Annotated in this window: 23 protein-coding genes; 9 read left to right on the plus strand and 14 right to left on the minus strand. The window is 63.5% G+C overall.

The annotated features are described in order from the left end of the window. Nucleotides 1-52 precede the first annotated feature (52 nt). Nucleotides 53-1,438 carry a 2-oxoadipate dioxygenase/decarboxylase HglS gene (gene hglS / locus R6G97_RS01495; protein ID WP_317847722.1) on the plus strand — a complete coding sequence of 462 codons (1,386 nt, stop codon included), beginning with the start codon at nt 53-55 and terminating at the stop codon, nt 1,436-1,438. 64 nt (nt 1,439-1,502) lie between these two features. On the opposite strand, the gene R6G97_RS01500 is transcribed toward hglS, so the two are convergent. Beyond that, nucleotides 1,503-2,453, minus strand: a complete 951-nt coding sequence (locus R6G97_RS01500) for a LysR substrate-binding domain-containing protein (RefSeq protein ID WP_052352480.1) — start codon at nt 2,451-2,453, stop codon at nt 1,503-1,505. Nucleotides 2,454-2,609: 156 nt separating this feature from the next. Here R6G97_RS01500 and R6G97_RS01505 point away from each other — a divergent pair, with 156 nt between their 5' ends. Next, the gene (locus R6G97_RS01505) at nt 2,610-3,998 is read left to right on the plus strand and encodes a NorM family multidrug efflux MATE transporter (RefSeq protein WP_090344226.1); all 1,389 of its coding nucleotides are present in this window, start codon (nt 2,610-2,612) and stop codon (nt 3,996-3,998) included. Nucleotides 3,999-4,059: 61 nt separating this feature from the next. Here the strand turns inward: R6G97_RS01505 and R6G97_RS01510 are convergent, their stop codons facing one another. Further along, nucleotides 4,060-5,724 carry a putative bifunctional diguanylate cyclase/phosphodiesterase gene (locus tag R6G97_RS01510; RefSeq protein WP_317847723.1) on the minus strand — a complete coding sequence of 555 codons (1,665 nt, stop codon included), beginning with the start codon at nt 5,722-5,724 and terminating at the stop codon, nt 4,060-4,062. 252 nt (nt 5,725-5,976) lie between these two features. On the opposite strand from R6G97_RS01510, the gene rep reads away from it, so the two are divergent. Further along, the gene (gene rep / locus R6G97_RS01515; RefSeq protein ID WP_043213020.1) at nt 5,977-7,986 is read left to right on the plus strand and encodes a DNA helicase Rep; all 2,010 of its coding nucleotides are present in this window, start codon (nt 5,977-5,979) and stop codon (nt 7,984-7,986) included. A 71-nt stretch (nt 7,987-8,057) separates the two neighbouring features. After that, a complete protein-coding gene (gene xpt / locus R6G97_RS01520) occupies nt 8,058-8,630 on the plus strand; it encodes a xanthine phosphoribosyltransferase (RefSeq protein ID WP_043213018.1) in 573 nt (190 codons plus the stop codon). Nucleotides 8,631-8,659: 29 nt separating this feature from the next. Here xpt and R6G97_RS01525 read toward each other — a convergent pair whose 3' ends face one another. The 6 genes from R6G97_RS01525 to dadA form a co-directional block, all read right to left on the minus strand. Then, entirely contained in the window at nt 8,660-10,525 is a 1,866-nt protein-coding gene (locus R6G97_RS01525) for an acetyl-CoA hydrolase/transferase C-terminal domain-containing protein (protein ID WP_317847724.1), read from the minus strand. 127 nt (nt 10,526-10,652) lie between these two features. Further along, nucleotides 10,653-11,057 carry a c-type cytochrome gene (locus R6G97_RS01530; protein ID WP_043213033.1) on the minus strand — a complete coding sequence of 135 codons (405 nt, stop codon included), beginning with the start codon at nt 11,055-11,057 and terminating at the stop codon, nt 10,653-10,655. Nucleotides 11,058-11,210: 153 nt separating this feature from the next. Beyond that, complete coding sequence (locus tag R6G97_RS01535; protein ID WP_043213014.1) at nt 11,211-11,759, minus strand: cupin domain-containing protein; 549 nt, start codon at nt 11,757-11,759, stop codon at nt 11,211-11,213. Between the two features lie 110 nt (nt 11,760-11,869). Further along, the gene (gene alr / locus R6G97_RS01540) at nt 11,870-12,943 is read right to left on the minus strand and encodes an alanine racemase (protein WP_043213012.1); all 1,074 of its coding nucleotides are present in this window, start codon (nt 12,941-12,943) and stop codon (nt 11,870-11,872) included. A gap of 91 nt (nt 12,944-13,034) precedes the next feature. Then, nucleotides 13,035-13,388: a RidA family protein gene (locus R6G97_RS01545; RefSeq protein WP_043213010.1), complete on the minus strand. Its 354-nt coding sequence runs from the start codon at nt 13,386-13,388 to the stop codon at nt 13,035-13,037. Then, nucleotides 13,360-14,661 carry a D-amino acid dehydrogenase gene (gene dadA / locus R6G97_RS01550; RefSeq protein WP_317847725.1) on the minus strand — a complete coding sequence of 434 codons (1,302 nt, stop codon included), beginning with the start codon at nt 14,659-14,661 and terminating at the stop codon, nt 13,360-13,362. The genes R6G97_RS01545 and dadA overlap by 29 nt, the downstream gene beginning before the upstream one ends. 155 nt (nt 14,662-14,816) lie before the next feature. Here dadA and R6G97_RS01555 point away from each other — a divergent pair, with 155 nt between their 5' ends. Continuing rightward, nucleotides 14,817-15,305, plus strand: a complete 489-nt coding sequence (locus R6G97_RS01555) for an Lrp/AsnC ligand binding domain-containing protein (protein WP_043213006.1) — start codon at nt 14,817-14,819, stop codon at nt 15,303-15,305. Nucleotides 15,306-15,308: 3 nt separating this feature from the next. Here R6G97_RS01555 and R6G97_RS01560 read toward each other — a convergent pair whose 3' ends face one another. Beyond that, a complete protein-coding gene (locus tag R6G97_RS01560; RefSeq protein WP_070572132.1) occupies nt 15,309-15,662 on the minus strand; it encodes a YkgJ family cysteine cluster protein in 354 nt (117 codons plus the stop codon). Between the two features lie 180 nt (nt 15,663-15,842). Here R6G97_RS01560 and R6G97_RS01565 point away from each other — a divergent pair, with 180 nt between their 5' ends. Next, nucleotides 15,843-17,135 carry an NAD(P)/FAD-dependent oxidoreductase gene (locus R6G97_RS01565; protein ID WP_197852547.1) on the plus strand — a complete coding sequence of 431 codons (1,293 nt, stop codon included), beginning with the start codon at nt 15,843-15,845 and terminating at the stop codon, nt 17,133-17,135. Nucleotides 17,136-17,171: 36 nt separating this feature from the next. On the opposite strand, the gene R6G97_RS01570 is transcribed toward R6G97_RS01565, so the two are convergent. Further along, nucleotides 17,172-17,402, minus strand: coding sequence for a DUF1127 domain-containing protein (locus tag R6G97_RS01570; RefSeq protein ID WP_043213001.1), 231 nt, complete (start codon nt 17,400-17,402; stop codon nt 17,172-17,174). A 179-nt stretch (nt 17,403-17,581) separates the two neighbouring features. Here R6G97_RS01570 and R6G97_RS01575 point away from each other — a divergent pair, with 179 nt between their 5' ends. Then, nucleotides 17,582-19,012 carry an aminotransferase-like domain-containing protein gene (locus R6G97_RS01575; RefSeq protein ID WP_043212999.1) on the plus strand — a complete coding sequence of 477 codons (1,431 nt, stop codon included), beginning with the start codon at nt 17,582-17,584 and terminating at the stop codon, nt 19,010-19,012. Nucleotides 19,013-19,072: 60 nt separating this feature from the next. Further along, the gene (locus tag R6G97_RS01580; protein ID WP_317847726.1) at nt 19,073-20,629 is read left to right on the plus strand and encodes a phospholipase D family protein; all 1,557 of its coding nucleotides are present in this window, start codon (nt 19,073-19,075) and stop codon (nt 20,627-20,629) included. A 93-nt stretch (nt 20,630-20,722) separates the two neighbouring features. Here R6G97_RS01580 and R6G97_RS01585 read toward each other — a convergent pair whose 3' ends face one another. Continuing rightward, on the minus strand, nt 20,723-21,862 hold the full coding sequence (locus R6G97_RS01585) for an MFS transporter (RefSeq protein ID WP_043212996.1): 1,140 nt from the start codon (nt 21,860-21,862) through the stop codon (nt 20,723-20,725). A gap of 170 nt (nt 21,863-22,032) precedes the next feature. Next, nucleotides 22,033-23,526, minus strand: coding sequence for an aldehyde dehydrogenase (locus tag R6G97_RS01590; RefSeq protein ID WP_043212993.1), 1,494 nt, complete (start codon nt 23,524-23,526; stop codon nt 22,033-22,035). A gap of 195 nt (nt 23,527-23,721) precedes the next feature. Here R6G97_RS01590 and R6G97_RS01595 point away from each other — a divergent pair, with 195 nt between their 5' ends. Then, nucleotides 23,722-24,081: a cupin domain-containing protein gene (locus R6G97_RS01595; protein ID WP_317847727.1), complete on the plus strand. Its 360-nt coding sequence runs from the start codon at nt 23,722-23,724 to the stop codon at nt 24,079-24,081. A 107-nt stretch (nt 24,082-24,188) separates the two neighbouring features. Here R6G97_RS01595 and rpmG read toward each other — a convergent pair whose 3' ends face one another. Both rpmG and rpmB read right to left on the minus strand, forming a co-directional pair. After that, entirely contained in the window at nt 24,189-24,344 is a 156-nt protein-coding gene (gene rpmG, locus R6G97_RS01600; RefSeq protein WP_003253507.1) for a 50S ribosomal protein L33, read from the minus strand. A gap of 11 nt (nt 24,345-24,355) precedes the next feature. Next, entirely contained in the window at nt 24,356-24,592 is a 237-nt protein-coding gene (rpmB, locus tag R6G97_RS01605; protein ID WP_043212989.1) for a 50S ribosomal protein L28, read from the minus strand. Nucleotides 24,593-24,749: the final 157 nt, after the last annotated feature.

Raw genomic sequence — 24,749 nt, forward strand, 5'->3', positions numbered from 1 at the left:
TGCATTCCCAGCTTTCATGTAAGGGTACTCACTCACCCCCAGGAAGCTAGCGATGCCCGCCCACGATTTCGTCAGCCCCGACAGCATCCGCGCGCAGTTCTCTGCCGCAATGTCCCTCATGTACAAACAGGAAGTGCCTCTGTACGGCACGCTGCTGGAGCTGGTGAGCGAAATCAACCAGCAGGTCATGACCCAGCAGCCCAAGATCGCCGAAGCCCTGCGCTGGACCGGTGAAATCGAGCGCCTCGATCAAGAGCGCCACGGCGCCATCCGCGTCGGTACCGCCGAGGAGCTCGCGACCATCGCCCGCCTGTTCGCGGTCATGGGCATGGAGCCGGTCGGCTACTACGACCTGAGCAGCGCCGGCGTGCCTGTGCATTCCACCGCGTTTCGCGCGGTACACGAGCAGTCCCTGCACATCAGCCCGTTCCGCGTGTTCACCTCGCTGCTGCGCCTGGAACTGATCGACAACCCGCAGCTGCGCGAACTGGCCCAGGGCATCCTGGCCAAGCGCAAGATCTTCACCCCGCGGGTGCTGGAGCTGATCGCCCAGTGCGAGCGCGACGGCGGCCTGAGCGCCAGCGATGCCGATACGTTCGTGCAGGAAGCGCTGCACACCTTCCGCTGGCACCAGGACGCCACTGTCACGGGCGAGCAGTACCAGCAATTGCACGACCAGCATCGCCTGATCGCCGATGTCGTGGCCTTCAAGGGCCCGCACATCAACCACCTGACCCCACGTACCCTGGACATCGACGCCGTCCAGCTGGGCATGCCAGCCAAAGGCATTCCGCCCAAGGCTGTGGTCGAAGGCCCGCCCACCCGCCGACACCCGATCTTGCTGCGCCAGACCAGCTTCAAGGCGCTGCAGGAAAAGGTCGCGTTCAGCGATGCACAAGGCAGCCACACCGCGCGTTTCGGCGAGATCGAACAACGCGGTGCGGCGCTGACCCCCAAGGGTCGCCAGCTCTATGACCGCTTGCTCGACGCCACCCGCGAGGCCCTGGGCGGCGCACCGGCCGAAGCCAACGCCGAACGCTACATGGCGCTGCTCAAGGCGCAGTTCGCCGAATTCCCGGACGACCTGGTGCAGATGCGCGAACAGGGGCTGGCGTACTTCCGCTACTTTGCCACCGAAAAAGGCTTGGCCGCCCGCGACCAGCAAGGTCGTCCGACCACCCTGCAAGGCCTGATCGATGCCGGCCACGTGCATTTCGAGGCGCTGGTGTACGAAGACTTCCTGCCGGTCAGCGCCGCCGGGATCTTCCAGTCCAACCTAGGCGACGATGCCCAGGCCGAGTACGGCAGCAACGCCAACCGCGAGGCATTCGAAGCGGCACTGCAGATGAAGGTACAGGATGAACTGGCGCTGTATGCCCAGAGCGAGCAGCGCTCACTCGAGGCTTGTGCCCAGGCGCTGAACCTCAAGTCGCTGTAAGCCATTAGCCGGTAAACCCGCTCCCAGGCCCCTCCAGGAGCGGGTTTACCCGCGAACAGCCAGATCAATCGGAATTCGAGCGATCCCGCGATTGGGTCTCAAGGATGCTCACATCCGGTAGGTTCATCGCCGCCGCCTCTTCCTGCAAGAAGGCGCTCAACCTGCGCAAACGCTCTCCCCCAGGCCTCGTTCGTGGCCACACCAAGTAGTAATCCATGCCACTGGGCACCGCTGTCGGCCACGGCAGACTCAGGCGTCCCTGGGCCACGTCCTCGGCCACCATCAGCAGATCGCCCATGGAGATGCCATAGCCACGGGCAGCTGCGATCATGCCCAGTTCCAGGGTATCGAACACCTGCCCGCCCTTGAGCGAGACCTTGTCGGTGAGCCCCATGCGCTCCAGCCAGGCGCGCCAATCGCGTTTGTCCGGCGTCGGGTGCAACAGCTCGATGCCGGCCAGGCGTCGCTCGTCCCATGGGCCATCATCGAGCAGGCCCGGCGCGCCCACCGGGATCAGCAGCTCGGAGAACAGCCGACGCACCTCCCAGTCCGCGGGAAATAACCCATCGCTGAGCAACACCGCACAGTCGAACGGCTCCTGATTGAAGTCCACATGGTCCACGTCCATCCAGGCGCTGGTCAGTTGCACCTCGTTGCCTGGCTGCAGGTGACGGAACTGGCTCAGGCGCGACAACAGCCAGCGCATGGTCAAGGTCGACGGGGCCTTCATGCGCAAGATGTCGTCTTCGCCGCGCAAGGTGTCGCAGGCCCGCTCCAGCGCACTGAAGCCCTCACGCACGCCGGGCAACAGCACCCGCGCCGCCTCGGTCAGTTGCAGGCTGCGACCGTTGCGCACGAACAAGCGGCAGGCGAAGTGATCCTCCAGGGTGCGGATATGCCGGCTGACCGCGCTCTGGGTGATGGACAGTTCCTCACCGGCGCGGGTGAACGAGCTCAGCCGAGCGGCGGCTTCGAATGCGCGTAGCGCATAGAGCGGGGGAAGCTGACGAGACATCTGGCACCTGCCCAGCGGGGCGAGAATGGAATGCACAGGATCATATATGCATGAGTCCGACTCATGCCAACGATCGCATTTATCCTTTTGTGCAAAGTTGACCGAAGCCTCAGAATCAACGGCTCGCTCAACAGATTCAGGAAAAAGGACATCCCAATGCACGTCGCGCCCACCACCGAACTCAAGGCTCTGCTGCGCCTGGCCGGCCCGCTGATCGCCTCGCAGTTGGCGCACATGCTGATGGTACTGACCGACACCCTGATGATGGCCCGCATCAGCCCACAGGCCCTGGCCGGGGGTGGACTGGGGGCCGCCAGTTATTCGTTCGTGTCGATCTTCTGCTTGGGCGTGATTGCTGCGGTCGGCACCTTGGTCGCCATCCGCCAGGGCGCCGGGGACGTTCCCGGCGCGACCCGTCTGGCGCAGAACGGCCTGTGGCTGGCCTGGGGCCTGGCCCTGGTGGCCGCGCTGGTGCTGTGGAACCTGGAGCCGGCCCTGCTGCTGTTTGGCCAACAGCCGGAGAACGTCGCCTCGGCGATGGAATTCCTCACGCTGCTGCCGCTGGCTCTGCCCGGCTACCTGACCTTCATGGCCCTGCGTGGCTTCACCAGCGCCCTGGGCCGTTCGACGCCGGTGATGGTCATCAGCCTGGTGGGCACGGTGCTCAACTATGTGTTCAACCATGCGCTGATCGAAGGCATGTTCGGCCTGCCCAAGCTGGGCCTGATGGGCATCGGCCTGGTCACGGCGGTGGTGTCGATGGGCATGGCCATTGCGCTTGCCCTGTACATTCGCTGGCACAAGGCCTACGCCGCCTACCCGCTGCGCAAGGGCCTGTCGCGCCCATCCCTGCCCGCCTTGCGCGAGCTGTGGCGCCTGGGCCTGCCGATCGGTGGCACCTACATGGTAGAGGTCGGCCTGTTCGCCTTCGCCGCCCTGTGCATGGGGGTGCTGGGCAGCACGGAGCTGGCGGCGCACCAGATCGCCCTGCAGATCGTCTCCACCGCGTTCATGGTGCCGACGGGCCTGTCGTATGCGGTGACCATGCGCGTGGGGTTGTACTACGGTGGTGGGAATCTGCTGGCCGCACGCAGCGCCGGGCGGGTGGGGATCGGTTTCGGGGCGATGATCATGTTCGCTTTCGCGGCATTGTTCTGGTTACTGCCCGATACGCTGGTCGGTTTGTTCATCGACCGTGACGACCCAGCTTTCGCGGCGATCTTCCAATTGGCCGTGAGCCTGGTGATGGTCGCGGCCTGGTTCGAATTGTTCGATGGCATGCAGACCATCGCCATGGGCTCTATCCGCGGGCTGAAAGACGCCAAGACCACCTTCCTCATCGGCCTGTGCTGCTATTGGCTGGTGGGGGCACCCAGCGCCTGGCTGTTCACCTTCACCCTCGGCGGTGGCGCGGTGGGTGTGTGGTGGGGCCTGGCCTTGGGGCTGGCCTGCGCAGCGGTGGCGCTGACCCTTGGCTTCGAGTGGCGGACCAAGCGGATGCTGGGCAAGGCGCACAAGGCTGAAGCTGCACCGATGTCGGTGTGATCCCACAGGGCTGGCGAAGCCCCTGTGGGAGCGGGTTCCCCCCGCGAAAATACCGCCGCAGCTATAGACTCACTACCTGCGCCTGCGCCGCCTGCTGCAGGTAATCCATCAACGCCTCCACCGGAAGGGGTTTGCTCACCAGGTATCCCTGCACTTGGTCGCAGCCGAACCCACGCAGCAGCGCTAACTGCTCTTCGGTCTCCACCCCTTCGGCCACCACCTCCAGGTTGAGGTTGTGCGCCAGGTTGATCATGGCGTGCACCAGCTTGCGGTTCTCCTCGCGTAGCTCCATGCCGCCCACGAAGCTGCGATCCACCTTGAGCAGAGTGATCGGCAGGCTGTTCAGGTGCACGAACGACGAAAAACCTGTGCCGAAGTCATCCAGGGAAAAGCGCACGCCCAGGCGCCCCAAGGCGTCCATCGTCTGGCGGACCAGCTCGTTGCGGCGCATGACGGCAGTCTCGGTGAGTTCGAATTCCAGCCAGCGGGCATCGACACCATGCTCGATGATCAAGCGGCTGAGCGTGGCCAGCAACTGGCTGTCCTGGAATTGGCGGAAGCTCAGGTTAACCGCCATGTGCAAGGGTTCGAGCCCGCGCTCTCGCAAGGCCTGCATGTCGCGCAGGGCCCGGGAGATCACCCAGTAGCCCAAGGGCACGATCAAGCCGCTCTGCTCGGCCAGGGGCACGAATTCGCTCGGTGGCAGCAGGCCTCGCTCGGCATGACGCCACCGCACCAGGGCCTCGAGGCCGACGATGCGTCCATCGCCCAGGCTCAGCCGGGGCTGGTAGTGCAGCTCCAGCTCGTCGCGACGCAGGGCCCGGCGCAGCTCGCTTTCCAGATCGGCCAGGCTGCGGGCGTTGCGGTTGATCCGCTCGTTGAACACATGGAAGGTGCAGCCCTGGCTGCCCTTGGCCTGACGCATGGCGATATGGGCGTGCCACATCAGCGGATCGGCGCCGGCCTGGGCCCGGGCGCGGGCCACGCCCAGGCTGGCACCGAGCAACAGGCTCTCGCCATCGACCCAATAGGGTTCGGCGAGAGCCTCGACGATGCGCTCGGCCATCCACTCGGCGCGGTTGGCATCACGCCGGGTGTCGATCAGCAGGGCAAATTCGTCGCTTCCCAGGCGGGCCAGCTGGTCCCCGGCCTCCAGTTGCTGCTTCAACCGCGCCACCACTTGCAGGATGAGGCGGTCGCCGCCCTGATGGCCCAAGGCATCGTTGACGTGGCGGAAGTTGTCCAGGTCCAGGTGACCCAGCGCGACGCCACGGCCTTCGTTTTCCGCCAGACGCGCCGTCAGCAGCGCCTGGAAGCCCTGACGATTGGCGATGCCGGTCAAGGGGTCCTGCTCGGCCAGGCGCTGCAAGGTGGCCACCAGCACGCCCCGCTCGCGCACGTGGCGCAGGGAACGACGCAGCGCATCGCCACTCAACTGCTCGCGCACCAGCCAGTCGCTGACCGCGCTGGGTGGCGTGTCAGGCTCTTCATCGAGCAACAGGATGGTGGGCAGGTCACAACGACCGGGGGCCGGCTGCAATGCCGGCCTCGCCAAAACGACGGCTTGGCGGTCATTGGCGAACAGACTGTCCACCGATTCCCAATTCGGTGCGGTCAACAAGACCGCGCTCCCGGCCAGCGGCTGCAGGCACTCGCGCAGCAGGGTGGCCCATTCCGGCTCATCAGCCAACAGCAGCAAACGCAACGGTTCGACAGGCGTGGACAAGCGAGCTCCTTAGGCTTGAACAGTAGGACGACGGGCGCGGAGCATCCAGCCCTCACGAATGAAAATAATTTTCACTTAAAGTGCCACTCCATAGCCAGTATCCCGACGCATTTTGTCGTGCATCCTGCGCGAAAGTAACAAAAGCGGCAAATCCGATTCGCGCCTTGCATCACACTGTCAGACGGTAACGCCACAACCGCCCCATGCCTGCTAGAATGCGCGGCTATTTTCTGGTGACCCCCGGTTTCTAGCATGTCCCGACTCAATCCCCGGCAACAAGAAGCCTGTGACTACGTCGGCGGCCCTCTATTGGTGCTCGCCGGTGCAGGCTCCGGCAAGACCAGCGTGATCACACGCAAGATCGCCCACCTCATCCAGAACTGCGGCATCCGTGCCCAGTACATCGTGGCCATGACCTTCACCAACAAGGCCGCGCGCGAGATGAAGGAGCGGGTCGGCACCCTCCTGCGTCCAGGTGAAGGCCGCGGCTTGACCGTGTGCACCTTCCACAACCTGGGGCTGAACATCATCCGCAAGGAGCATGAGCGCCTGGGCTACAAGCCGGGCTTCTCGATCTTCGACGAGACCGACATCAAGGCCTTGCTGTCGGACATCATGCAAAAGGAATACTCAGGCGACGACGGCATCGACGAGATCAAGAACATGATCGGTGCCTGGAAGAACGACCTGATCCTGCCCGCCGAGGCCCTGGAAAAAGCCCGCAATCCCCGCGAGCAGACCGCCGCCATCGTCTACACCCACTACCAGCGTACGCTCAAGGCGTTCAATGCAGTGGACTTCGACGACCTGATCCTGCTGCCGGTGAAGCTGTTCGAAGAACACAAGGATGTACTCGAACGCTGGCAGAACCGTGTGCGCTACCTGCTGGTGGACGAATACCAAGACACCAACGCCAGCCAGTACCTGCTGGTGAAAATGCTGATCGGGATGCGCAACCAGTTCACCGTGGTGGGCGACGACGACCAGTCGATCTACGCCTGGCGGGGCGCACGTCCTGAAAACCTCATGTTGCTCAAGGAGGACTACCCCTCCCTGAAAGTGGTGATGCTGGAGCAGAACTACCGCTCCACCAGCCGCATCCTGCGCTGCGCCAACGTGCTGATCGCCAACAACCCACATGCTTTCGAGAAGCAGCTGTGGAGCGAGATGGGCGTGGGTGACGAGATCCGTGTGATCCGCTGCAAGAACGAGGAAGCCGAGGCCGAGCGCGTGGCCATGGAAATCCTCACCTTGCACCTGCGCACCAACCGGCCCTACAGCGACTTCGCCATCCTCTACCGGGGTAACTACCAGGCCAAGCTGATCGAGCTCAAGCTCCAGCACCACCAAGTGCCGTACCGCCTTTCCGGCGGCAACAGCTTCTTCGGACGCCAGGAGGTCAAGGACCTCATGGCCTACCTGCGCCTGCTGGTAAACCCGGACGACGACAACGCCTACCTACGCGTGATCAATGTGCCGCGCCGGGAAATCGGCTCCACCACCCTGGAAAAACTCGGCAACTACGCCACCGAGCGTGGCGTGTCGATGTACGCTGCCAGCGAGGAGCTGGGCCTGGGCGAGCACCTGGATGCCCGTTACACCGAGCGCCTGCAGCGCTTCAAGCACTGGCTCGACGGGGTGCGCCAGCGCGTGGCCCTGGAAGACCCGATCGCGGCCCTGCACGACATGATCCGCGACATCGACTACGAGAACTGGATCCGCCAGAACACCGCCAGCGACAAGGCGGCGGAGTTCCGTATCAGCAACGTCTGGTTCCTGATCGATGCCTTGAAGAACACCCTCGAGAAGGACGAAGAGGGTGACATGACCATCGAGGACGCCATCGGCAAGCTGGTGCTGCGCGACATGCTCGAGCGCCAGCAGGAAGAGGAAGAGAACGCCGAAGGTGTGCAGATGATGACCTTGCACGCCTCCAAGGGCCTGGAATTCCCTTACGTGTTCATCATGGGCATGGAGGAGGAAATCCTTCCGCACCGCTCCAGCATCGAGGCCGACACCATCGAGGAAGAGCGGCGTCTGGCCTACGTGGGCATTACCCGCGCCCGCCAGACCCTGGCCTTCACCTTCGCCGCCAAGCGCAAGCAGTACGGCGAAATCATCGACTGCACCCCCAGCCGGTTCCTGGACGAACTGCCGCCGGACGACCTGGCCTGGGAGGGCCTGGACGACGCGCCTGTCGAAGTGAAGGCCGCGCGCGGCAACAATGCGCTGGCCGACATCCGGGCCATGCTCAGACGCTGATCAACCCTTATTATTCAACCTTTGCCGCGGCCTGGTCCGTGGCCACCTTTGCTACATCGAGGAATACCACAGTGGAAGCACTGAAGCAGAAGATTCGCGAAGAAGGCATCGTGCTTTCCGATCAGGTTCTCAAAGTCGACGCGTTTCTCAACCACCAGATCGATCCGGCGCTGATGCAGCTGATCGGTGACGAGTTCGCCCGTTTGTTCGCCGACTCCGGTGTGACCAAGATCGTCACCATCGAAGCCTCAGGGATAGCCCCGGCGGTGATGACCGGCCTGAAGCTGGGCGTGCCGGTGATCTTCGCCCGCAAGCACCAGTCGCTGACCCTGACCGAGAACCTGCTGACCGCCTCGGTGTACTCCTTCACCAAGCAGACCGAGAACACCGTGGCCATCTCGCCGCGTCACCTCAACAGCAGCGACCGCGTGCTGGTGATCGATGACTTCCTGGCCAACGGCAAGGCATCCCAGGCGCTGATCTCGATCATCAAGCAGGCCGGTGCCACCGTTGCGGGCCTGGGCATCGTGATCGAAAAATCGTTCCAGGGCGGCCGCGCCGAACTGGACAGCCAGGGCTACCGCGTCGAGTCGCTGGCTCGGGTCAAGTCGCTCGAAGGCGGCGTGGTCACGTTCATCGACTGATGCCTCCTGGGGCCGCCTTGCGGCCCCTGCTACCTCCGGGTGGCGGCCAACCCTGCCAGCAGCAATCGCTGGTACAGCTCTTCCTTAAGCCCCTGCGGCTGCGCCAACCCCATCCGCGCCAACTGCGCCGGATAGGCCTCGGGCGCGGGCGCATCCAGCGCTGCCTTGCCCAACGCCAGCACTTCACTCAATTTGAATTTGCTCTTGAGCCAGTTGAGTGCCCGAAGCAAATCCCGCTCCTCGGCCGTGAAATCACACCCCAATGGATACTCCGGGAACAGCCGCGCATGCCGCTCGCGTATCGCCTCCAGACGCTCGGGCGTGTTGTCGGTAAAGCGCGTGGCCAGCGTGAAGCCTTTGGGCAGCTTGCCCGCCGCCTTCGCCTGCTCCATCAACGGCTGCTGGAAACGTGAATCGCTGATCGCCAGCAACCTGGCGATGACTTCGCTATCGGTCTGTCCACGCAGATCGGCGATACCGTATTCGGTCACCACGATGTCACGCAGATGCCGGGGAATGGTGCAGTGACCGTAGTTCCAGAACAGGTTGGAAGTCACCTCGCCCCCGGACTCGCGCCAGCTGCGCAGGAGCAGCAGGGAGCGCCCGCCCTCCAGGGCATGCGCTTGCGCGACAAAGTTGTATTGCCCGCCTACCCCGCTGAGCACCCGTCCATCCTCAAGCTGGTCGGCCACGCCGGCACCGAGCAAGGTCATGCCGAATGCTGTGTTGATGAAACGAGCGTCGCGGCGCTGGCGACGCTTGAGCGACTCCTGCCCGTACAGCTCGTTGATGTAGCTGATCGCGGTCATGACGAAACGGTCGCGTTGCTCAAGAGGCATCTCCCGCAGACGCCGGTAGAACGCCTCGGGGCCCAGGAAGAATCCGCCGTGCACCAAAGCCCCGTCCTCGTCGGCCGGGCGCCGTACTACCCCCGCCTCGGCCAGCACCAGCAAACCGTTGACGAACATCTCGCTGCAGCCATACAGCCCCTGGGCAAAGGCATCGCGCCCACCCTCGCGCTCGATCAATCCCTGCCAGGGCGTGAGGTCCAGAGCATCGAGCAATGCCCGGTAGCCGGCGTTGTCACCCTGGCGCGCCAACAAGGCCGCGGTCACCGCATCGCCTATGGCGCCGATGCCGATCTGCAGGGTACCGCCATCGCGCACCAGGGCACTGGCGTGAAGCCCAATGCAGTGGTCCTGGCTGGTGACCGGCATGTTCGGGGTACAAAACAACCGGCGCCGCTCAGGCTCGTCGATCAACAGGTCGAAGGCTTCCCGGCCAAGTTCGGCCCCTGCAGGCATGTAGGGCAGCTCGGTGTGCACCTGGCCGAGCAGCAGGATGGTCTCACCGGCGGCGCGACGACGGGCGATCATCGGCAACAGGTCGAGGGTGATGTCCGGGTTACAGGCAAGGCTCAGGTGATCGGGGCGCTCGGGCGTGGCGGCTACCAACTGGGCGATCAGGTTCAGGCCCTTGGCGTTGATGTCCCGCGCCGCATGGGTGTAGTTGCTGCTGACATAGTCCTGCTGGGCGCTCTCGCTGTGCAGCAGGCTGCCAGGCTGCAGGAAGAACTGCTCGACGCGGATGTTGCCGGGCAGGCTGTCGTTGCGCAGGTCGGCGAGGTAGTCGAGCTCTTCATAATCGGCAAAAACCCGCTCGACGAAGGGCTCCAGAAAACGACGTTGCAAGCCATCGCCAAGCGGCGGCCGCCCGAGGCTCAAAGCGGTGTAGATCGTCAGTTGGCGCTCGGGTAGCTGGCGCACCCTGGCATACAACGCGTTGACGAAGGCATTAGGTTTGCCCAGGCCCAAGGGCAGGCCCATGTGGATGTGGGCGGGTAGACGGGCCAGGACCTGTTCTACCGCCTGGTCGAGGGAACAGCATTGGGTCATGGGGCCTCCTGTGAACATCCATGCGCAGGGGTTGGACCGTTATTACCCGTGAAAAAGCCACCCCATTTCGTAGCCCAGAAACACAAAGCCCGCCATGGGAGGCGGGCTTAGGGGAATCAGGCAGGGATTACAGCCCCGACATCTTCTTGATGGCGCCCTTGAGCTCGTCATCCGAGCAGTCGGCACAGGTGCCTTTGGGCGGCATGGCGTTGATACCGGTAATGGCCTTGGCCAGGATGCCGTCCAGACCACCCTGGTGGTCAGCACGCTCCTTCCAGGCGGCGGTATCGCCGATCTTCGGCGCGCCGAGCAAGCCGCTGCCATGGCAAGCGTTGCAATGCTTGGCGATGATTTCATCTGGGGTCTTGGCACCACCGCCACCTGCGGTAGCAGCCACTGCCATGCCTTTGCACTCCTGGCCCTGGACACACACCTGGCCGACCGGCTCGAGGCGCTTGGCGATTTCGTCGTTGGTCGCAGCGGTTGCGCTCATTGCCCAAAGGGCGAATACGGCTGCTGGTACGGCCAGCATCTTCTTGATTTGGTTCACGCGAACACCCTCATGGTGGCTAATCACGCCCGCGGCCACGATCTGCGAGCGTTTGAAAGTATAGCGGGAACCCCGAAACCGTGGAACGACCCCACAAGGGAAAGGGGTATTGCCGAAACAATGCACTGCGCTGGATCAAAAGTTCGAGGGTGTCGCCGCGCTGATCAGCCGGGCAGGCTCTTCGAAGGGGTTGCGAAAACGGTGTGGACGGGTGCTTTCGAAGTAGTAGCTGTCGCCGGCCTCGAGGATGAACGTCTCGGTACCGACCACCAGCTCGAGCCGGCCTTCGAGCAGGATGCCGGTCTCTTCGCCGTCGTGGGTGAGCATTTCTTCGCCGGTATCGGCCCCGGGCGGATACACCTCGTTGAGGAAGGCGATCGCCCGGTTGGGGTGCGATTTGCCCACCAGCTTCATGGTCACTGCACCGTCGGAGATGTCGATCAGTTCGTGAGCCTTGTAGACGACCTGGGTAGGGCTTTCAGGCGCCAGCTCCACGGAGAAGAACTCGACCATGGACATGGGGATGCCGCTGAGCACCTTGCGCAGGGAGCTGATCGAGGGGCTCACGCTGTTCTTCTCGATCATCGAGATGGTGCTGTTGGTGACGCCCGCGCGTTTGGCGAGTTCACGCTGGGACAGGCCCTTGAGCTTGCGGATGGCTTGCAGTCGTTCACCGACGTCCAAAGCTGGAGCCTCCTGAAACGGTCGAGGTGGGAGCGAAGTGTGAACGATATGATGGCAACGCCGTTCAGTATTTACAACACTTCGCCCCGCAGCCTGTCCGCTTCAGCGCCTCATTCGCCGATATAGTCCAGCGGTACACGCTTGAGGTTGCAGAAGATCTGGTACGGGATCATCCCGGCCTGGGCAGCCACGTCGCTGGCCAGCACCTGCTTGCCCCACAATTCCACCGGACTGCCGACCGTGGCTTCGGGTACGTCGGTCAGATCGACGCAGAGCATGTCCATCGACACCCGGCCGATCAGTTGGGTACGTTTGCCGGCGACCATCACGGGCGTGCCGGTCGGTGCCTGACGCGGATAGCCGTCGGCATAGCCCATGGCGACCACGCCGACGCGGGTCGGGCGTGGGGTGATGAACTTGGCGCCGTAGCCTACCGGCTCACCGGCCGGCAGTTCGCGCACGCTGATGATCCGCGATTGCAAAGTCATCACCGGCTGCAGGCGCTCGGCCTGGGGCTGGGACACTTCGAACGGGGTGGCGCCGTACAGCATGATGCCGGGGCGCACCCAGTCGCTCGGCACCTGGGGCCAGCCCAGCACCGCAGGCGAATTGCGCAAGCTGCACTCGGCCGCCAGGCCCTGGCGGGCGGCTTCGAACACTGCGACCTGTTGGGCTGTGGCGTCGACATCCAGTTCGTCGGCGCGAGCGAAGTGGCTCATCAGCACGATACGCGCCACTTTCCCGCTGGCCAGCAGGCGCTGGTAGCTTTCTTGGTAATCCTTCGGGTGCAGGCCGACCCGGTGCATGCCGGTGTCCATCTTCAACCAGACCGTCAATGGCTTGTGTACTGGCGTCTTCTCGATCGCTTCGAGCTGCCACAGCGATTGCACCACGCACCACAGGTCATGTTCGGCGATCAGCGCCAGCTCGCTCGCCTCGAAGAAACCTTCGAGCAACAGCACCGGGGCTTTGATCCCGGCGGCGCGCAGCTCCAGCGCTTCCTCGATGCAGGCCACGGCAAAACCATCGGCCTCGGTTTCCAGGGCCAAAGCGCAACGCACCGCGCCATGGCCGTAGGCATCGGCCTTGATCACGGCAAGGGCTTTGGCGCCGGACAGCTCACGGGCCAGGCGGTAATTGTGGCGAAGGGCTTGAAGGTCGATCAGGGCACGGGCGGGACGCATGGCGGCAGCCTTCTGGCAGTCTGGTTATGAATTAAGTCCCTGGCGCGACAGGCGTGGGGTAGTGCCCGCCGAGCCAGGGTGAGGGAACGGTTTACGGCAGCGCGGCGACTACCGACATCTCGACGAGGATTTCCGGCTCGCACAGCTTGGCCTCGACCGTCGCGCGGGCCGGAGCGACGCCTTGGGGCAGCCACTGATCCCACACCGCGTTCATGCCCAGGAAATGCGCGTCGATGTCCTTGAGGTAGATGGTCACCGAGAGCAAACGGGTCTTGTCGGTGCCGGCCAGCTCCAGCAGGCGCTCGATGTTGGCCAGCACCTCGCGGGTCTGCTGTTCGATCCCGGCGTCCAGATCGTCCCCCACCTGGCCCGCCAAGTAGACAGTGCCGTTATGGGTGACGATCTGGCTCATGCGCTCATTGGTGAGCTGGCGCTGGATTGCCATGCTTGGAAATCTCCTGGTTGTTGCCGTAACGCGAAATATCGAGGCCTTCGGCGCTAATCTGTGGCTTCTTGCGCGCGATCAGGTCGGCCAGCAGGCGACCGGAACCACAGGCCATGGTCCAGCCCAAGGTACCGTGACCGGTGTTCAGGAACAGGTTGCGGTACGGGGTGGCGCCCACGATCGGGGTCCCGTCCGGGGTGGCCGGGCGCAGGCCGGTCCAGAAGCTGGCCTGGCTCAGGTCGCCGCCGCGAGGATAAAGATCGTTGACGATCATCTCCAGGGTTTCGCGCCGACGCGGGTTCAGCGAAAGGTCGAAGCCTGCGATTTCGGCCATGCCGCCCACACGAATACGGTTGTCGAAACGGGTGATGGCGACCTTGTAGGTTTCGTCGAGAATGGTCGAGGTCGGGGCCATGTCCGCGTTGGTGATCGGTACGGTCAGCGAGTAGCCCTTGAGCGGGTAGACCGGCGCCTTGATGCCCAGCGGCTTGAGCAGCTGCGGAGAATAGCTACCCAGGGCGAGGACGTAGCGGTCGGCCGTTTCCAGCTTGCCGTCGATCCATACACCATTGATGCGGTCACCCGCGAAGTCCAGGCGCTGGATGTTCTGGTCGAAGCGGAACTCGACGCCCAGCTTGACCGCCATCTCGGCGAGCTTGGTAGTGAACAGTTGGCAGTCGCCGGTCTGGTCGTTCGGCAGACGCAGGGCGCCAGCCAGGATGTCCTTCACACCGGCCAGGGCAGGTTCTACGCGGGCGATGCCGTCGCGGTCGAGCAGCTCGTAAGGCACGCCGGATTGTTCGAGGACAGCGATGTCCTTGGCGGCAGCGTCCACCTGGGCCTGGGTGCGGAACAGCTGGGTGGTGCCCAGGGAGCGGTTTTCGTAGGCAATGCCGGTTTCGGCGCGCAGTTCATCGAGGCAGTCGCGGCTGTACTCGGACAGACGCACCATGCGCTCCTTGTTCACCGCATAGCGGTTGGCGGTGCAGTTGCGCAGCATCTGCGCCATCCACAGGTACTGGTCGACATCACCGGTGAGCTTGATGGCCAAAGGGGCGTGGCGCTCGAGCAGCCACTTGATGGCCTTGAGCGGCACACCTGGGGCAGCCCATGGAGAGGCATAGCCGGGCGAGATCTGGCCTGCGTTGGCAAAGCTGGTTTCCATGGCCACCGCTGGCTGGCGGTCGACCACCGTCACTTCGAAACCTTGCCGGGCCAGATAGTAGGCACTGGCGGTTCCGATCACACCGCTACCAAGTACCAGAACTCGCATTGTTTATTCCTCGCACGCGGCGCACCGCAGACTTTTGTTGAAATGGCTGGATTGGGCGCAGTATAGGGAGGAATAGCCAGTGCATTTCACTATATAAAAGCCTATATTTGGCGAGAATTCTCGGCAAAATCGCCTTTCACGGAGGGGCATCCCCTATGAGAACCCAGCACCAGACCAAGCGTGAACTGGACAAGATCGACCGCAATATTCTGCGTATCCTGCAGAACGATGGCCGTATCTCGTTCACTGAACTGGGCGAAAAGGTCGGCCTTTCCACTACCCCTTGCACCGAGCGGGTTCGCCGCCTGGAACGCGAGGGGATCATCATGGGCTACAACGCCCGGCTCAATCCGCAGCACCTGAAGGGCAGCCTGCTGGTGTTCGTGGAGATCAGCCTGGACTACAAGTCCGGCGACACCTTCGAGGAGTTCCGCCGCGCCGTGCTCAAGCTGCCTCACGTGCTGGAATGCCACCTGGTCTCCGGCGATTTTGACTACCTGGTGAAGGCGCGCATTTCGGAGATGGCCTCCTACCGCAAGCTGCTCGGCGACATCCTGCTCAAGCTGCCCCACGTGCGCGAGTCCAAGAGCTACATCGTGATGGAAGAAGTCAAAGAGAGCCTCTGCCTGCCGATTCCGGAGTGAGGCTCAGACCAATACCTGGCGGGTGGTGGCAATGAACTGATGCACCAGTTCCTCGGCCTGCGGCTCGATCATCTGCTCAGGCCCCCGCCCTCGCGGGCAGGCCAGCCGTGGCGTGGTGCCGAACAGTCGGCAGATCATCGGGCGCTCTTGATAGACCGTGCAGCCATTGGGACCCAGGTGCACACAGTCGAGGCGCTCGAGCGCGGCGTCCTGCTCGGCGCGGGATTTGCGCGGCAGGCGTGCCATCTCCTCGGCTGAGGTCGTGACCGGGCCGCAGCAGTCGTGACAACCCGGCTCGCACTCGAAGGATGGAATCAGTTCGCGCAAAAAGTGGATCTTGTGGCTGTTGCAGGACATGGCGAGATAAGCAGCAGGAAAAAGTGAGGAAATTATAGGCCTGTTCGCAGGCAAATCTGCTCCCGCGCATCGAACCGGTAAGCGCGGTTTATCCACGAACGACGGCGCAGGCCTCGCAGTTGCCCACCTTGCACCTGCGACTTATCCTCGCCCTTTGGCCTTAGCACCGGGAAACGACAGATGATCCACAGCGCGCAGCACGCCGCCTCTTATTACGCCGCCAGCAGCGTGCCGCACCCCGACTACCCGGCGCTCGAAGGTGAGCACAGCGCTGATGTGTGCATCGTCGGCGGCGGCTATTCGGGCCTCAATACTGCCATTGAGCTGGCCGAGCGTGGTTTGTCCGTCATTCTGCTGGAAGCGCGCAAGATCGGCTGGGGTGCCAGCGGACGCAACGGCGGGCAATTGATCCGCGGCGTTGGCCATGGTCTGGAGCAATTCCTGCCCATCCTCGGCGAGCAAGGCGTACGCAACTTGAAACTCATGGGCCTGGAAGCAGTGGATATCGTCCGCGAGCGTGTCGAGCGCCATGCCATCGCCTGCGACCTGACCTGGGGCTACTGCGACCTGGCCAACAAGCCGGGTGAGCTGGAAGGCTTCGCCGAAGACGCCGAGGAACTGCACAGCCTCGGTTATCGTCATGAACTGCGCCTGGTACCGGCCTCGGACATGCACAGTGTGGTGGGCTCGGATCGCTACGTGGGCGGACTGATCGACATGGGTTCGGGCCATCTGCACCCGCTCAACCTGGCCTTGGGCGAAGCACGGGTCGCCGCCAGCCTGGGCGTGAAGCTGCACGAACAGTCTGAGGTGACGCGCATCGACTATGGCTCGCAGGTGCAGGTCCATACCGCCAAAGGGCGTGTGCGTGCCGGCACCCTGGTGCTGTGCTGCAATGCCTACCACAACGACCTGAATCGCGAGCTGGGCGGCAAGGTGCTGCCTGCCGGTAGCTATATCATTGCCACCGAGCCACTGGGCGAGGAACGTGCCCGCGAACTGTTGCCACAGAACATGGCGGTCTGCGATCAGCGAGTGGCGCTGGACTACTATCGCCTGTCGGCCGACCACCGCCTGCTGTTCGGCGGAGCCTGTCATTACTCCGGGCGCGACCCGAAGGACATCGCCGCCTACATGCGCCCCAAGATGCTCAAGGTATTTGCGCAACTGGCCGATGTGCGCATCGACTATCAATGGGGCGGCATGATCGGCATCGGCGCCAACCGCCTGCCGCAGATCGGGCGCCTGGCCAGCCAGCCGAACGTCTATTACGCCCAGGCGTACTCCGGCCACGGCGTGAACGCCACCCACCTGGCCGGGCGCCTGCTGGGTGAGGCCATCAGCGGCCAGCAGAGCGGTCGCTTCGACCTGTTCGCCCAGGTCCCACATATCACCTTCCCCGGCGGAAGGCTGCTGCGTTCGCCGCTGCTGGCCTTGGGCATGCTCTGGCATCGGCTCAAGGAGTTGGTCTGACTCCAGGCACTACCCCCGCTCCCACAACAATTGCGGTTAGTCCTTCCAGAAGGGTTTGCGCCCTTCTTCGCGAGCCTGCTCCCAGCTCAGTCCCACATCCTTCAGTTGGCTATCATCCAACTGCAACAAGACCCGGCGAGTGCGCCAGCGGTGCAGCATCAACCCCCAGCGCCCCAGCCCGGCCGGGGCGTTGTAGACCTTCGGCCGCAGGCCTTCTTCCAGTTCTTTAGCCAATAATTGCAAACGTACGTCGCTCACGCCGTCCATCGCCACGCTCTCCTGCTCTGATCGAACCCTGGAAAAAGCATGCCGTTTCGCGCCCTCGACAATACAGATCCAATACCGGCTTATTATTCCCATACAGAATTGGCAGAAACAGGACTGAATGGCGTATTTTCCACCCATCTGTACCGGTCCTAGTCGCAGACGGTTCCAAGGAGTATGCCGTGACCCTTTACCTCAACCTTGCCGAACTGCTTGGCGCACGCATCGAACAAGGCCTGTACCGCCCCGGCCAGCGCCTGCCATCGGTGCGTGCCCTGAGCCTTGAGCATGGGGTCAGCCTGAGCACGGTGCAGCAGGCCTATCGTCTGCTCGAAGACAACGGCCTGGTCTCGCCGCGGCCCAAGTCCGGCTATTTCGTCGCCGAGGACCGCAGCCTTCCTGCGCTGCCCGCCATGAGCCGCACCGCCCAACGTCCGGTGGATATTTCGCAGTGGGACCAAGTGCTGGAACTGGTGCGCAGCACGCCGCAAAAAGGCGTGATCCAGCTCGGTCGCGGCATGCCCGACATCGACAGCCCGACCCTCAAGCCCCTGCTGCGAAGCCTGGCCCAGCTCAGTCGGCGCCAGGACATGCCAGGTCTGTACTACGACAACATCCATGGCAACCTGGCCCTGCGCGAGCAGATCGCCCGGCTGATGCTCGACTCCGGCTGCCGCCTGGGCCCGGCCGACCTGGTGGTGACCACTGGCTGCCATGAGGCGTTGTCCACCAGCATCCGCGCCGTGTGTGAACCGGGGGATATCGTGGCCGTCGAAGCGCCCAGCTTCCACGGCGCCATGCAGACCCTCAAAGGCCTGGGCATGAAGGCCCTGGAGATTCCCACCGATCCACTCACCGGCATCAGCCTGGAGGCCTTGGAACTGGCGCTGGAGCAGTGGCCCATCAAGCTCATCCAGCTCACCCCCAGCTGTAACAACCCACTGGGCTACATCATGCCCGAGGCGCGCAAGAAGGCCCTGCTGAACCTCGCCCAGCGCTACGACGTGGCAATTCTCGAAGACGATGTGTACGGCGACCTGGCCTACACCTACCCGCGGCCGCGGACCATCAAGTCGTTCGATGAAGACGGCCGCGTGTTGCTGTGCAGCTCTTTCTCCAAGACCCTGGCTCCGGGCCTGCGGGTCGGCTGGGTGGCGCCCGGACGCTACCTGGAGCGCGTGCTGCACATGAAGTACATCAGCACCGGCAGTACCGCCAGCCAGCCGCAACTGGCCATCGCCGATTTCATCGAAGCCGGCCACTATCAGCCCCACGTGCGCCGCATGCGCAGCCAGTACCAACGCGGCCGCGACCAGATGAGCGACTGGGTGACACGGTACTTTCCGCCCGGCACGCGCGCCAGTCGGCCCCAAGGCGGGTTCATGCTGTGGGTTGAATTGCCGGAAAGTTTCGATACGCTGCGCCTGAATCGCGCTTTACTGGAGCAGGGGGTGCAGATCGCCGTCGGCAGTATCTTCTCGGCGTCGGGCAAGTACCGGCATTGCCTGCGCATGAACTTCGCCGCGCGGCCCACGCCCCAGATCGAAGCTGCGGTACGCAAAGTGGGTGAAACCGCCCTTCGTCTACTGGAAGCGGACGAAGACCCGGCGTAACTTTGCGCCGCCCTCCACGGTCCAAACCATAAAGCCTTTGCTGTACAGGACGTTCTTCACTTGAGACTCCAGCGAGCTCTGCCACTGTTGCTGGCGCTGCTGCTTGGCCTGTCGGGCTGCGCCAGCGTCAGTACGCCCCGCCAGGTCAGCCAGACGCTGCCGGCCAGCGAATCGGCGTTCGGCCGCTCCGTCCAGCGCCAGGCCGCGCCCTATGACGGGCGCTCGGGCTTTCGCCTGCTGCCCAACAGCAACGAGGCCTTTCGCGCCCGCGCCGAGCTCATCCGCAACGCCCAGGCGAGCATCGACCTGCAGTACTACATCGTCCACGATGGCTTGAGCACCCGAGCCCTGGTCCACGAGCTGCTGCGCGCCGCCGACCGCGGCGTGCGCGTGCGCGTGCTGCTCGACGACACCACCAGCGACGGCCTCGACACCATGATGGGCACCCTCGCTGCCCATCCCAACATCCAGATCCGCGTATTCAACCCCTTGCACCTGGGGCGCAGCACCGGCGCCACCCGCGCTGTAGGCCGGCTGTTCAACCTGTCGCGCCAGCATCGGCGCATGCACAACAAGCTGTTTTTGGTGGACAACAGCATGGCCATCGTCGGCGGTCGCAACCTGGGCGATGAATACTTCGACGCCGAGCCGAACCTCAACTTCACCGACATCGATCTGCTCGGCGTAGGCCCAGTGGCCGACCAGCTCGGCCACAGCTTCGACCAGTACTGGAACAGCGCCCTGAGCTTGCCGATCGGCGACTTTCTCTGGCGCCAGCCGGATGCCAACGACCTGCGGGCCAGCCGCAAGCGCCTGGAGATTTCACTGGCGCAAGCGCGGGTCAAGCATAAAGCCTTGTACGACCGCTTGATGGCCTACCAGTCCAATCCACGGCTGGACGCGTGGCGCAACGAGCTGATCTGGGCCCACAGCAAGGCCCTCTGGGATTCACCTAGCAAGGTACTGGCCCAAGGCGAGCCGGATCCACACCTGCTGATGACCCAGCAGTTGGCACCGGAGCTTGCCAATGTGCACCGCGAGCTGATCCTGGTATCGGCCTACTTCGTACCGGGCGAATCGGGCTTGCTGTACCTGACCGGCCGCGCCGATGCCGGTACGTCAGTCAAGCTGCTGACCAACTCCCTGGAAGCCACCGACGTCCCAGCGGTACATGGCGGCTATGCCCCCTATCGCCGCGCCCTGCTCGAGCACGGCGTGCAGCTGTACGAACTGCGCCGCCAACCCGGAGACCCGAGCGCTTACCGCAGCCTGCTTCTGTATGGCAGCTCGGATTCCAGTCTGCACAGCAAAGCCATTGTCTTCGACCGACGCAAGACCTTCATCGGATCGTTCAACTTCGACCCACGCTCGGTGTTGTGGAACACCGAGGTCGGCGTGCTGGTCGACAGCCCCGAGCTGGCCGAATACACCCGTGATCTTGCGGTGCAGGGCATGGCGCCAGCACTGAGCTATCAGGCCAAGCTGGTGGGGGACAAACTGGTGTGGGTGACCGAGGACAACGGCAAACGCCGCCTGCTCACCTCCGAGCCAGGCGGGCTGTGGCGGCGATTCAATGCCTGGATCAGCAAGGCGGTGGGGCTGGAGAAGATGCTGTGAGCCGCCGCCCCGTTCGCAGGTGAACCCTGCCCACAATTCAAGCAGCGCTATAGCGCCGCACCTGTGGCCCGCGAATCGGCTACAAACTCGCTATCAGGCCGAAGCAGGCTCGAAGGCATCGCGCCTGCGAGTCAACACGACCAACCCCGCCGCCCCTGCCGCCATCAGCCACGGCAATGCATGGCCACTGATCCATTGACTGCCGGCGCCAGCGATCAGCGGCCCTAGCAGGCAACCGATGCCCCACAGCTGCGCCACATGCGCGTTGGCGCGCACCAGTTCATCGTCCCGGTAGCGCTCACCGATCAGCACCAGCGACAGGGTGAAAAGCCCGCCGGCACTGGCCCCGAACAACACCCAGACCGGCCAGATCGCAGGTGTGTGCAAGGTCAGCGGAATGGCCAGACTCGAAACGAGCAGGGTCAAGGCGCAACCACTGAACAGCGTCCGCCGCGACATGTAGTCGGCCAGGGCCCCGATCGGCAGCTGCAGCACGGCATCGCCCACCACCACGGTGCTGACCATGAACAATGCGATCTCGGCGGTGAACCCTTGCTGCAGGCAGTACACCGGCAGCAAGGTCAGGATCATCGCCTCGAAGGCAGCGAACAGCGCAATGGCCCAGGCGATCACCGGCAGACGCCGGCAAAACCCGAACAGGTCGCCGAAGGTGACGCTGCATGCCTCGGTGCTGGGTGCACCGCCGCGGCCCAGCAGCAGCAAGGGTGCGAACAGCAGCAGCGCTGTGGCGGCCCAGAATCCAAAGTCATCGTCCGAGCCCAAGAACCCCAGCACCAAGGGGCCAGCAAGCTGGCTCAGGGCATAGCTGCTGCCATACAGCGCCACCAACCGACCGCGCCACTGCTCGACCACCAGTTGGTTGATCCAGCTTTCACCCAGGATGAACACCACCGTCAGGGCCATGCCGATCACCAGGCGCAATGCCAGCCACAGCGCATAACTGGGCAGCACGGCTACAAGGCCGATCGATAACGCACCGCCCCACAGGCACAGGCGCATCGCCGCTGGCACACCGACCCAACCCGCCAGGCGGCTGGCCAGGCTGGCCCCGAGTAGCACACCGAGCGCGGGCATCGCGGCCATCACGCCGATGGCGAACCCACCGTAGCCCCAGCCCTCCAGGCGCAAGGACACCAGCGGCATGCTCACGCCGAGCGCGAGCCCGACACTGAGCACCGACGCCAGCACGGCAAAATAGGTTCCCCAACGCATGACAGCCTCCCAGGCAGATCTTGAACAGCAAAGACGACAAAGCCGGGACGGCATGGGCCGGCCCGGCTAGTTGCTTTCAGGGCTGCTGCGCAGCCCATCGTGGGTAACCGCTCCTACGAATCCTGTGGGAGCGGTCACCCACGAAAAGGGCCGCCCAGCGGCCCGCTGGATTACAGCTTGATCCAGGTCGCTTTCAGCTCGGTGTACTTCTCAAGTGCGTGCAGCGACTTGTCACGACCGTTGCCCGATTGCTTGAAGCCACCGAACGGCGCGGTCATGTCACCACCATCGTACTGGTTGACCCACACGCTGCCGGCGCGCACGGCACGAGCGGTGTTGTGGGCCTTGGAGATGTCGGCAGTCCAGATGCCAGCCGCCAGGCCGTACGGGGTGTCGTTGGCAATCGCCACGGCTTCCTCGGCGGTGTCGAAGGTGATGACCGACAGCACAGGGCCGAAGATCTCTTCCTTGGCGATCTTCATGGCGTTGGTCACGCCGTCGAAGATGGTCGGCTCGACGTAAGTACCGCCGGTTTCTTCCAGAATACGCTTGCCGCCCGCGAGCAGCTTGGCACCATCCTGGTGACCGGCGTCGATGTACGACAGCACGGTGTTCATTTGCTGGGTGTCCACCAGAGCACCGACGGTGGTCGACGGATCCAGCGGGTTGCCCGGCTTCCAGGCCTTCAGGGCCTCGACCACCATCGGCAAGAACTTGTCCTTGATCGAGCGCTCGACCAGCAGGCGCGAACCTGCGGTGCAGACTTCGCCCTGGTTGAAGGCGATGGCGCTGGCAGCGGCTTCGGCGGCGGCCTTGAGGTCAGGGGCGTCGGCGAAGACGATGTTCGGGCTCTTGCCGCCGGCTTCCAGCCAGACGCGCTTCATGTTCGACTCGCCCGCGTAGACCATCAGCTGCTTGGCAATCTTGGTCGAGCCGGTGAACACCAGGGTGTCGACGTCCATGTGCAGGGCCAGGGCCTTGCCCACGGTGTGGCCGTAGCCTGGCAGCACGTTCAGCACGCCTGCCGGGATGCCCGCTTCGATCGCCAGCTGGGCGATACGAATGGCCGTCAGCGGCGATTTTTCCGATGGCTTGAGGACGATGGAGTTACCAGTGGCCAGGGCCGGGCCGAGTTTCCAGCAGGCCATCAGCAGTGGGAAGTTCCACGGCACGATCGCGCCGACCACGCCCACAGGCTCGCGGGTCACCAGACCCAGCTGATCGTGCGGAGTCGGGGCGACTTCGTCGTAGACCTTGTCGATGGCTTCGGCAGTCCAATGGATGGCGTTGGCGGCACCTGGGACGTCGATGGTGGAAGAGTCACCGATCGGCTTGCCCATGTCCAGGGTTTCCAGCAGGGCCAGTTCTTCGACGTTCTTGCGCAGCAGGTCGGCGAAGCGGATCAGGGTAGCCTTACGCTTGGCCGGAGCCTGGCGCGACCAGACGCCGGATTCGAACACGGCGCGGGCATTTTCGACGGCGCGGTTGGCGTCGGCCAGATCGCAGCTGGCAACCTTGGCCAGGAAGCGTCCGTCCACCGGGCTCAGGCAGTCGAAGGTTTCACCGGATGCGGCATCGGTGTATTCGCCGTTGATGAAGGCGCGACCTTCGATCTTCAGTTGCTGGGCACGCTGTTCCCAATCCGCACGAGTCAGGGTGGTCATACGAAACTCCTCCTCTTGTTAAGGTGCAACGCCGTACTGAGGACATCACGGCGTGTCAATAATTCTGGCCGGGTGACAAGCGCACACTGGCACCCGACACCCTAAACCAGCCGGTGGAAACTATCAATATATTTGACACGAAAGGCCTAAACGCCTACTGATGTGCATTTTATTAAACAACAAAAGGGAATCACCATGAGCATCGGCACCATCATCGACTTCGCTCAGGCACTCACCGAGGCCGAACGCTACCGTCCAGCGGCGGAAAAAATCCTCAAGGGCGAGCCCGACCAGGCGGTCTACAACCACTATTCCAGCCCCTGCGGCCAGTTCGCCGCCGGCGTGTGGGAAGGTGAGGTGGGCCAGTGGAAGGTGAACTACACCGAGCACGAATACTGCGAGATCACCCAGGGTGTCTCGGTACTGCGCGACCAACAGGGCAATGCCAAGACCCTGCGCGCCGGCGATCGGTTCGTCATCCCGGCCGGCTTCAAGGGCACCTGGGAAGTGCTGGAGCCCTGCCGCAAGATCTACGTCATGTTCGAACAGAAGTAAGAGTCGCAGGTGAAGGGCATCATCGAAAGTTTCCTCTTCCGCCCTGAACGCCGGACATAAAAAAACCCGCTTCCGAGGAAGCGGGTTTTTTTCAGGTTGCCGATCAATTACTTGATCTTGGCTTCCTTGTAGACCACGTGCTTGCGGACGACCGGATCGTATTTCTTGATCTCGATCTTGTCCGGAGTGGTGCGCTTGTTCTTGTCGGTGGTGTAGAAGTGGCCGGTACCGGCACTCGAAACCAGACGGATCAATTCACGCATGATGTTCTCCCTTAAACCTTGGCGCCAGCACGACGGATGTCGGCCAGAACGGCATCGATACCGCGCTTGTCGATGATACGCATGCCCTTGGCGGAAACGCGCAGACGCACGAAACGCTTCTCGGACTCAACCCAGAAACGGTGGTGCTGCAGGTTTGGCAGGAAACGACGACGGGTTTTGTTGTTTGCGTGGGAAATGTTGTTCCCGGTTACCGGACCCTTACCGGTAACTTGACAGACTCTCGACATGCCTCAGCCCTCTAAAACCACATGCCCAACCCGGCATGGGTTGGCCGCTTAATCTCTCAGTCTATGGCGCCAGGCGCCGTGTTTCCGGGGGTCCTATCGACCGAATCGGCTTGCGCGACAGACCGTGCCCCTAGAAAAGAGCGCTGCTTTATACCAG

The organism is Pseudomonas sp. HTZ2, from assembly GCF_033173945.1.
In the GTDB taxonomy this organism is placed as follows: domain Bacteria; phylum Pseudomonadota; class Gammaproteobacteria; order Pseudomonadales; family Pseudomonadaceae; genus Aquipseudomonas; species Aquipseudomonas guariconensis.

Coding starts and splice junctions, on each gene's coding strand:
- hglS (WP_317847722.1), top strand. CDS start 53: ATGCCCGCCCACGATTTCGTCAGCCCCGACAGCATCCGCGCGCAGTTC.
- R6G97_RS01500 (WP_052352480.1), bottom strand. CDS start 2,453: ATGTCTCGTCAGCTTCCCCCGCTCTATGCGCTACGCGCATTCGAAGCC.
- R6G97_RS01505 (WP_090344226.1), top strand. CDS start 2,610: ATGCACGTCGCGCCCACCACCGAACTCAAGGCTCTGCTGCGCCTGGCC.
- rep (WP_043213020.1), top strand. CDS start 5,977: ATGTCCCGACTCAATCCCCGGCAACAAGAAGCCTGTGACTACGTCGGC.
- R6G97_RS01525 (WP_317847724.1), bottom strand. CDS start 10,525: ATGACCCAATGCTGTTCCCTCGACCAGGCGGTAGAACAGGTCCTGGCC.
- R6G97_RS01530 (WP_043213033.1), bottom strand. CDS start 11,057: ATGCTGGCCGTACCAGCAGCCGTATTCGCCCTTTGGGCAATGAGCGCA.
- alr (WP_043213012.1), bottom strand. CDS start 12,943: ATGCGTCCCGCCCGTGCCCTGATCGACCTTCAAGCCCTTCGCCACAAT.
- R6G97_RS01545 (WP_043213010.1), bottom strand. CDS start 13,388: ATGGCAATCCAGCGCCAGCTCACCAATGAGCGCATGAGCCAGATCGTC.
- dadA (WP_317847725.1), bottom strand. CDS start 14,661: ATGCGAGTTCTGGTACTTGGTAGCGGTGTGATCGGAACCGCCAGTGCC.
- R6G97_RS01555 (WP_043213006.1), top strand. CDS start 14,817: ATGAGAACCCAGCACCAGACCAAGCGTGAACTGGACAAGATCGACCGC.
- R6G97_RS01560 (WP_070572132.1), bottom strand. CDS start 15,662: ATGTCCTGCAACAGCCACAAGATCCACTTTTTGCGCGAACTGATTCCA.
- R6G97_RS01565 (WP_197852547.1), top strand. CDS start 15,843: ATGATCCACAGCGCGCAGCACGCCGCCTCTTATTACGCCGCCAGCAGC.
- R6G97_RS01570 (WP_043213001.1), bottom strand. CDS start 17,402: ATGGACGGCGTGAGCGACGTACGTTTGCAATTATTGGCTAAAGAACTG.
- R6G97_RS01585 (WP_043212996.1), bottom strand. CDS start 21,862: ATGCGTTGGGGAACCTATTTTGCCGTGCTGGCGTCGGTGCTCAGTGTC.
- R6G97_RS01590 (WP_043212993.1), bottom strand. CDS start 23,526: ATGACCACCCTGACTCGTGCGGATTGGGAACAGCGTGCCCAGCAACTG.
- R6G97_RS01595 (WP_317847727.1), top strand. CDS start 23,722: ATGAGCATCGGCACCATCATCGACTTCGCTCAGGCACTCACCGAGGCC.
- rpmG (WP_003253507.1), bottom strand. CDS start 24,344: ATGCGTGAATTGATCCGTCTGGTTTCGAGTGCCGGTACCGGCCACTTC.
- rpmB (WP_043212989.1), bottom strand. CDS start 24,592: ATGTCGAGAGTCTGTCAAGTTACCGGTAAGGGTCCGGTAACCGGGAAC.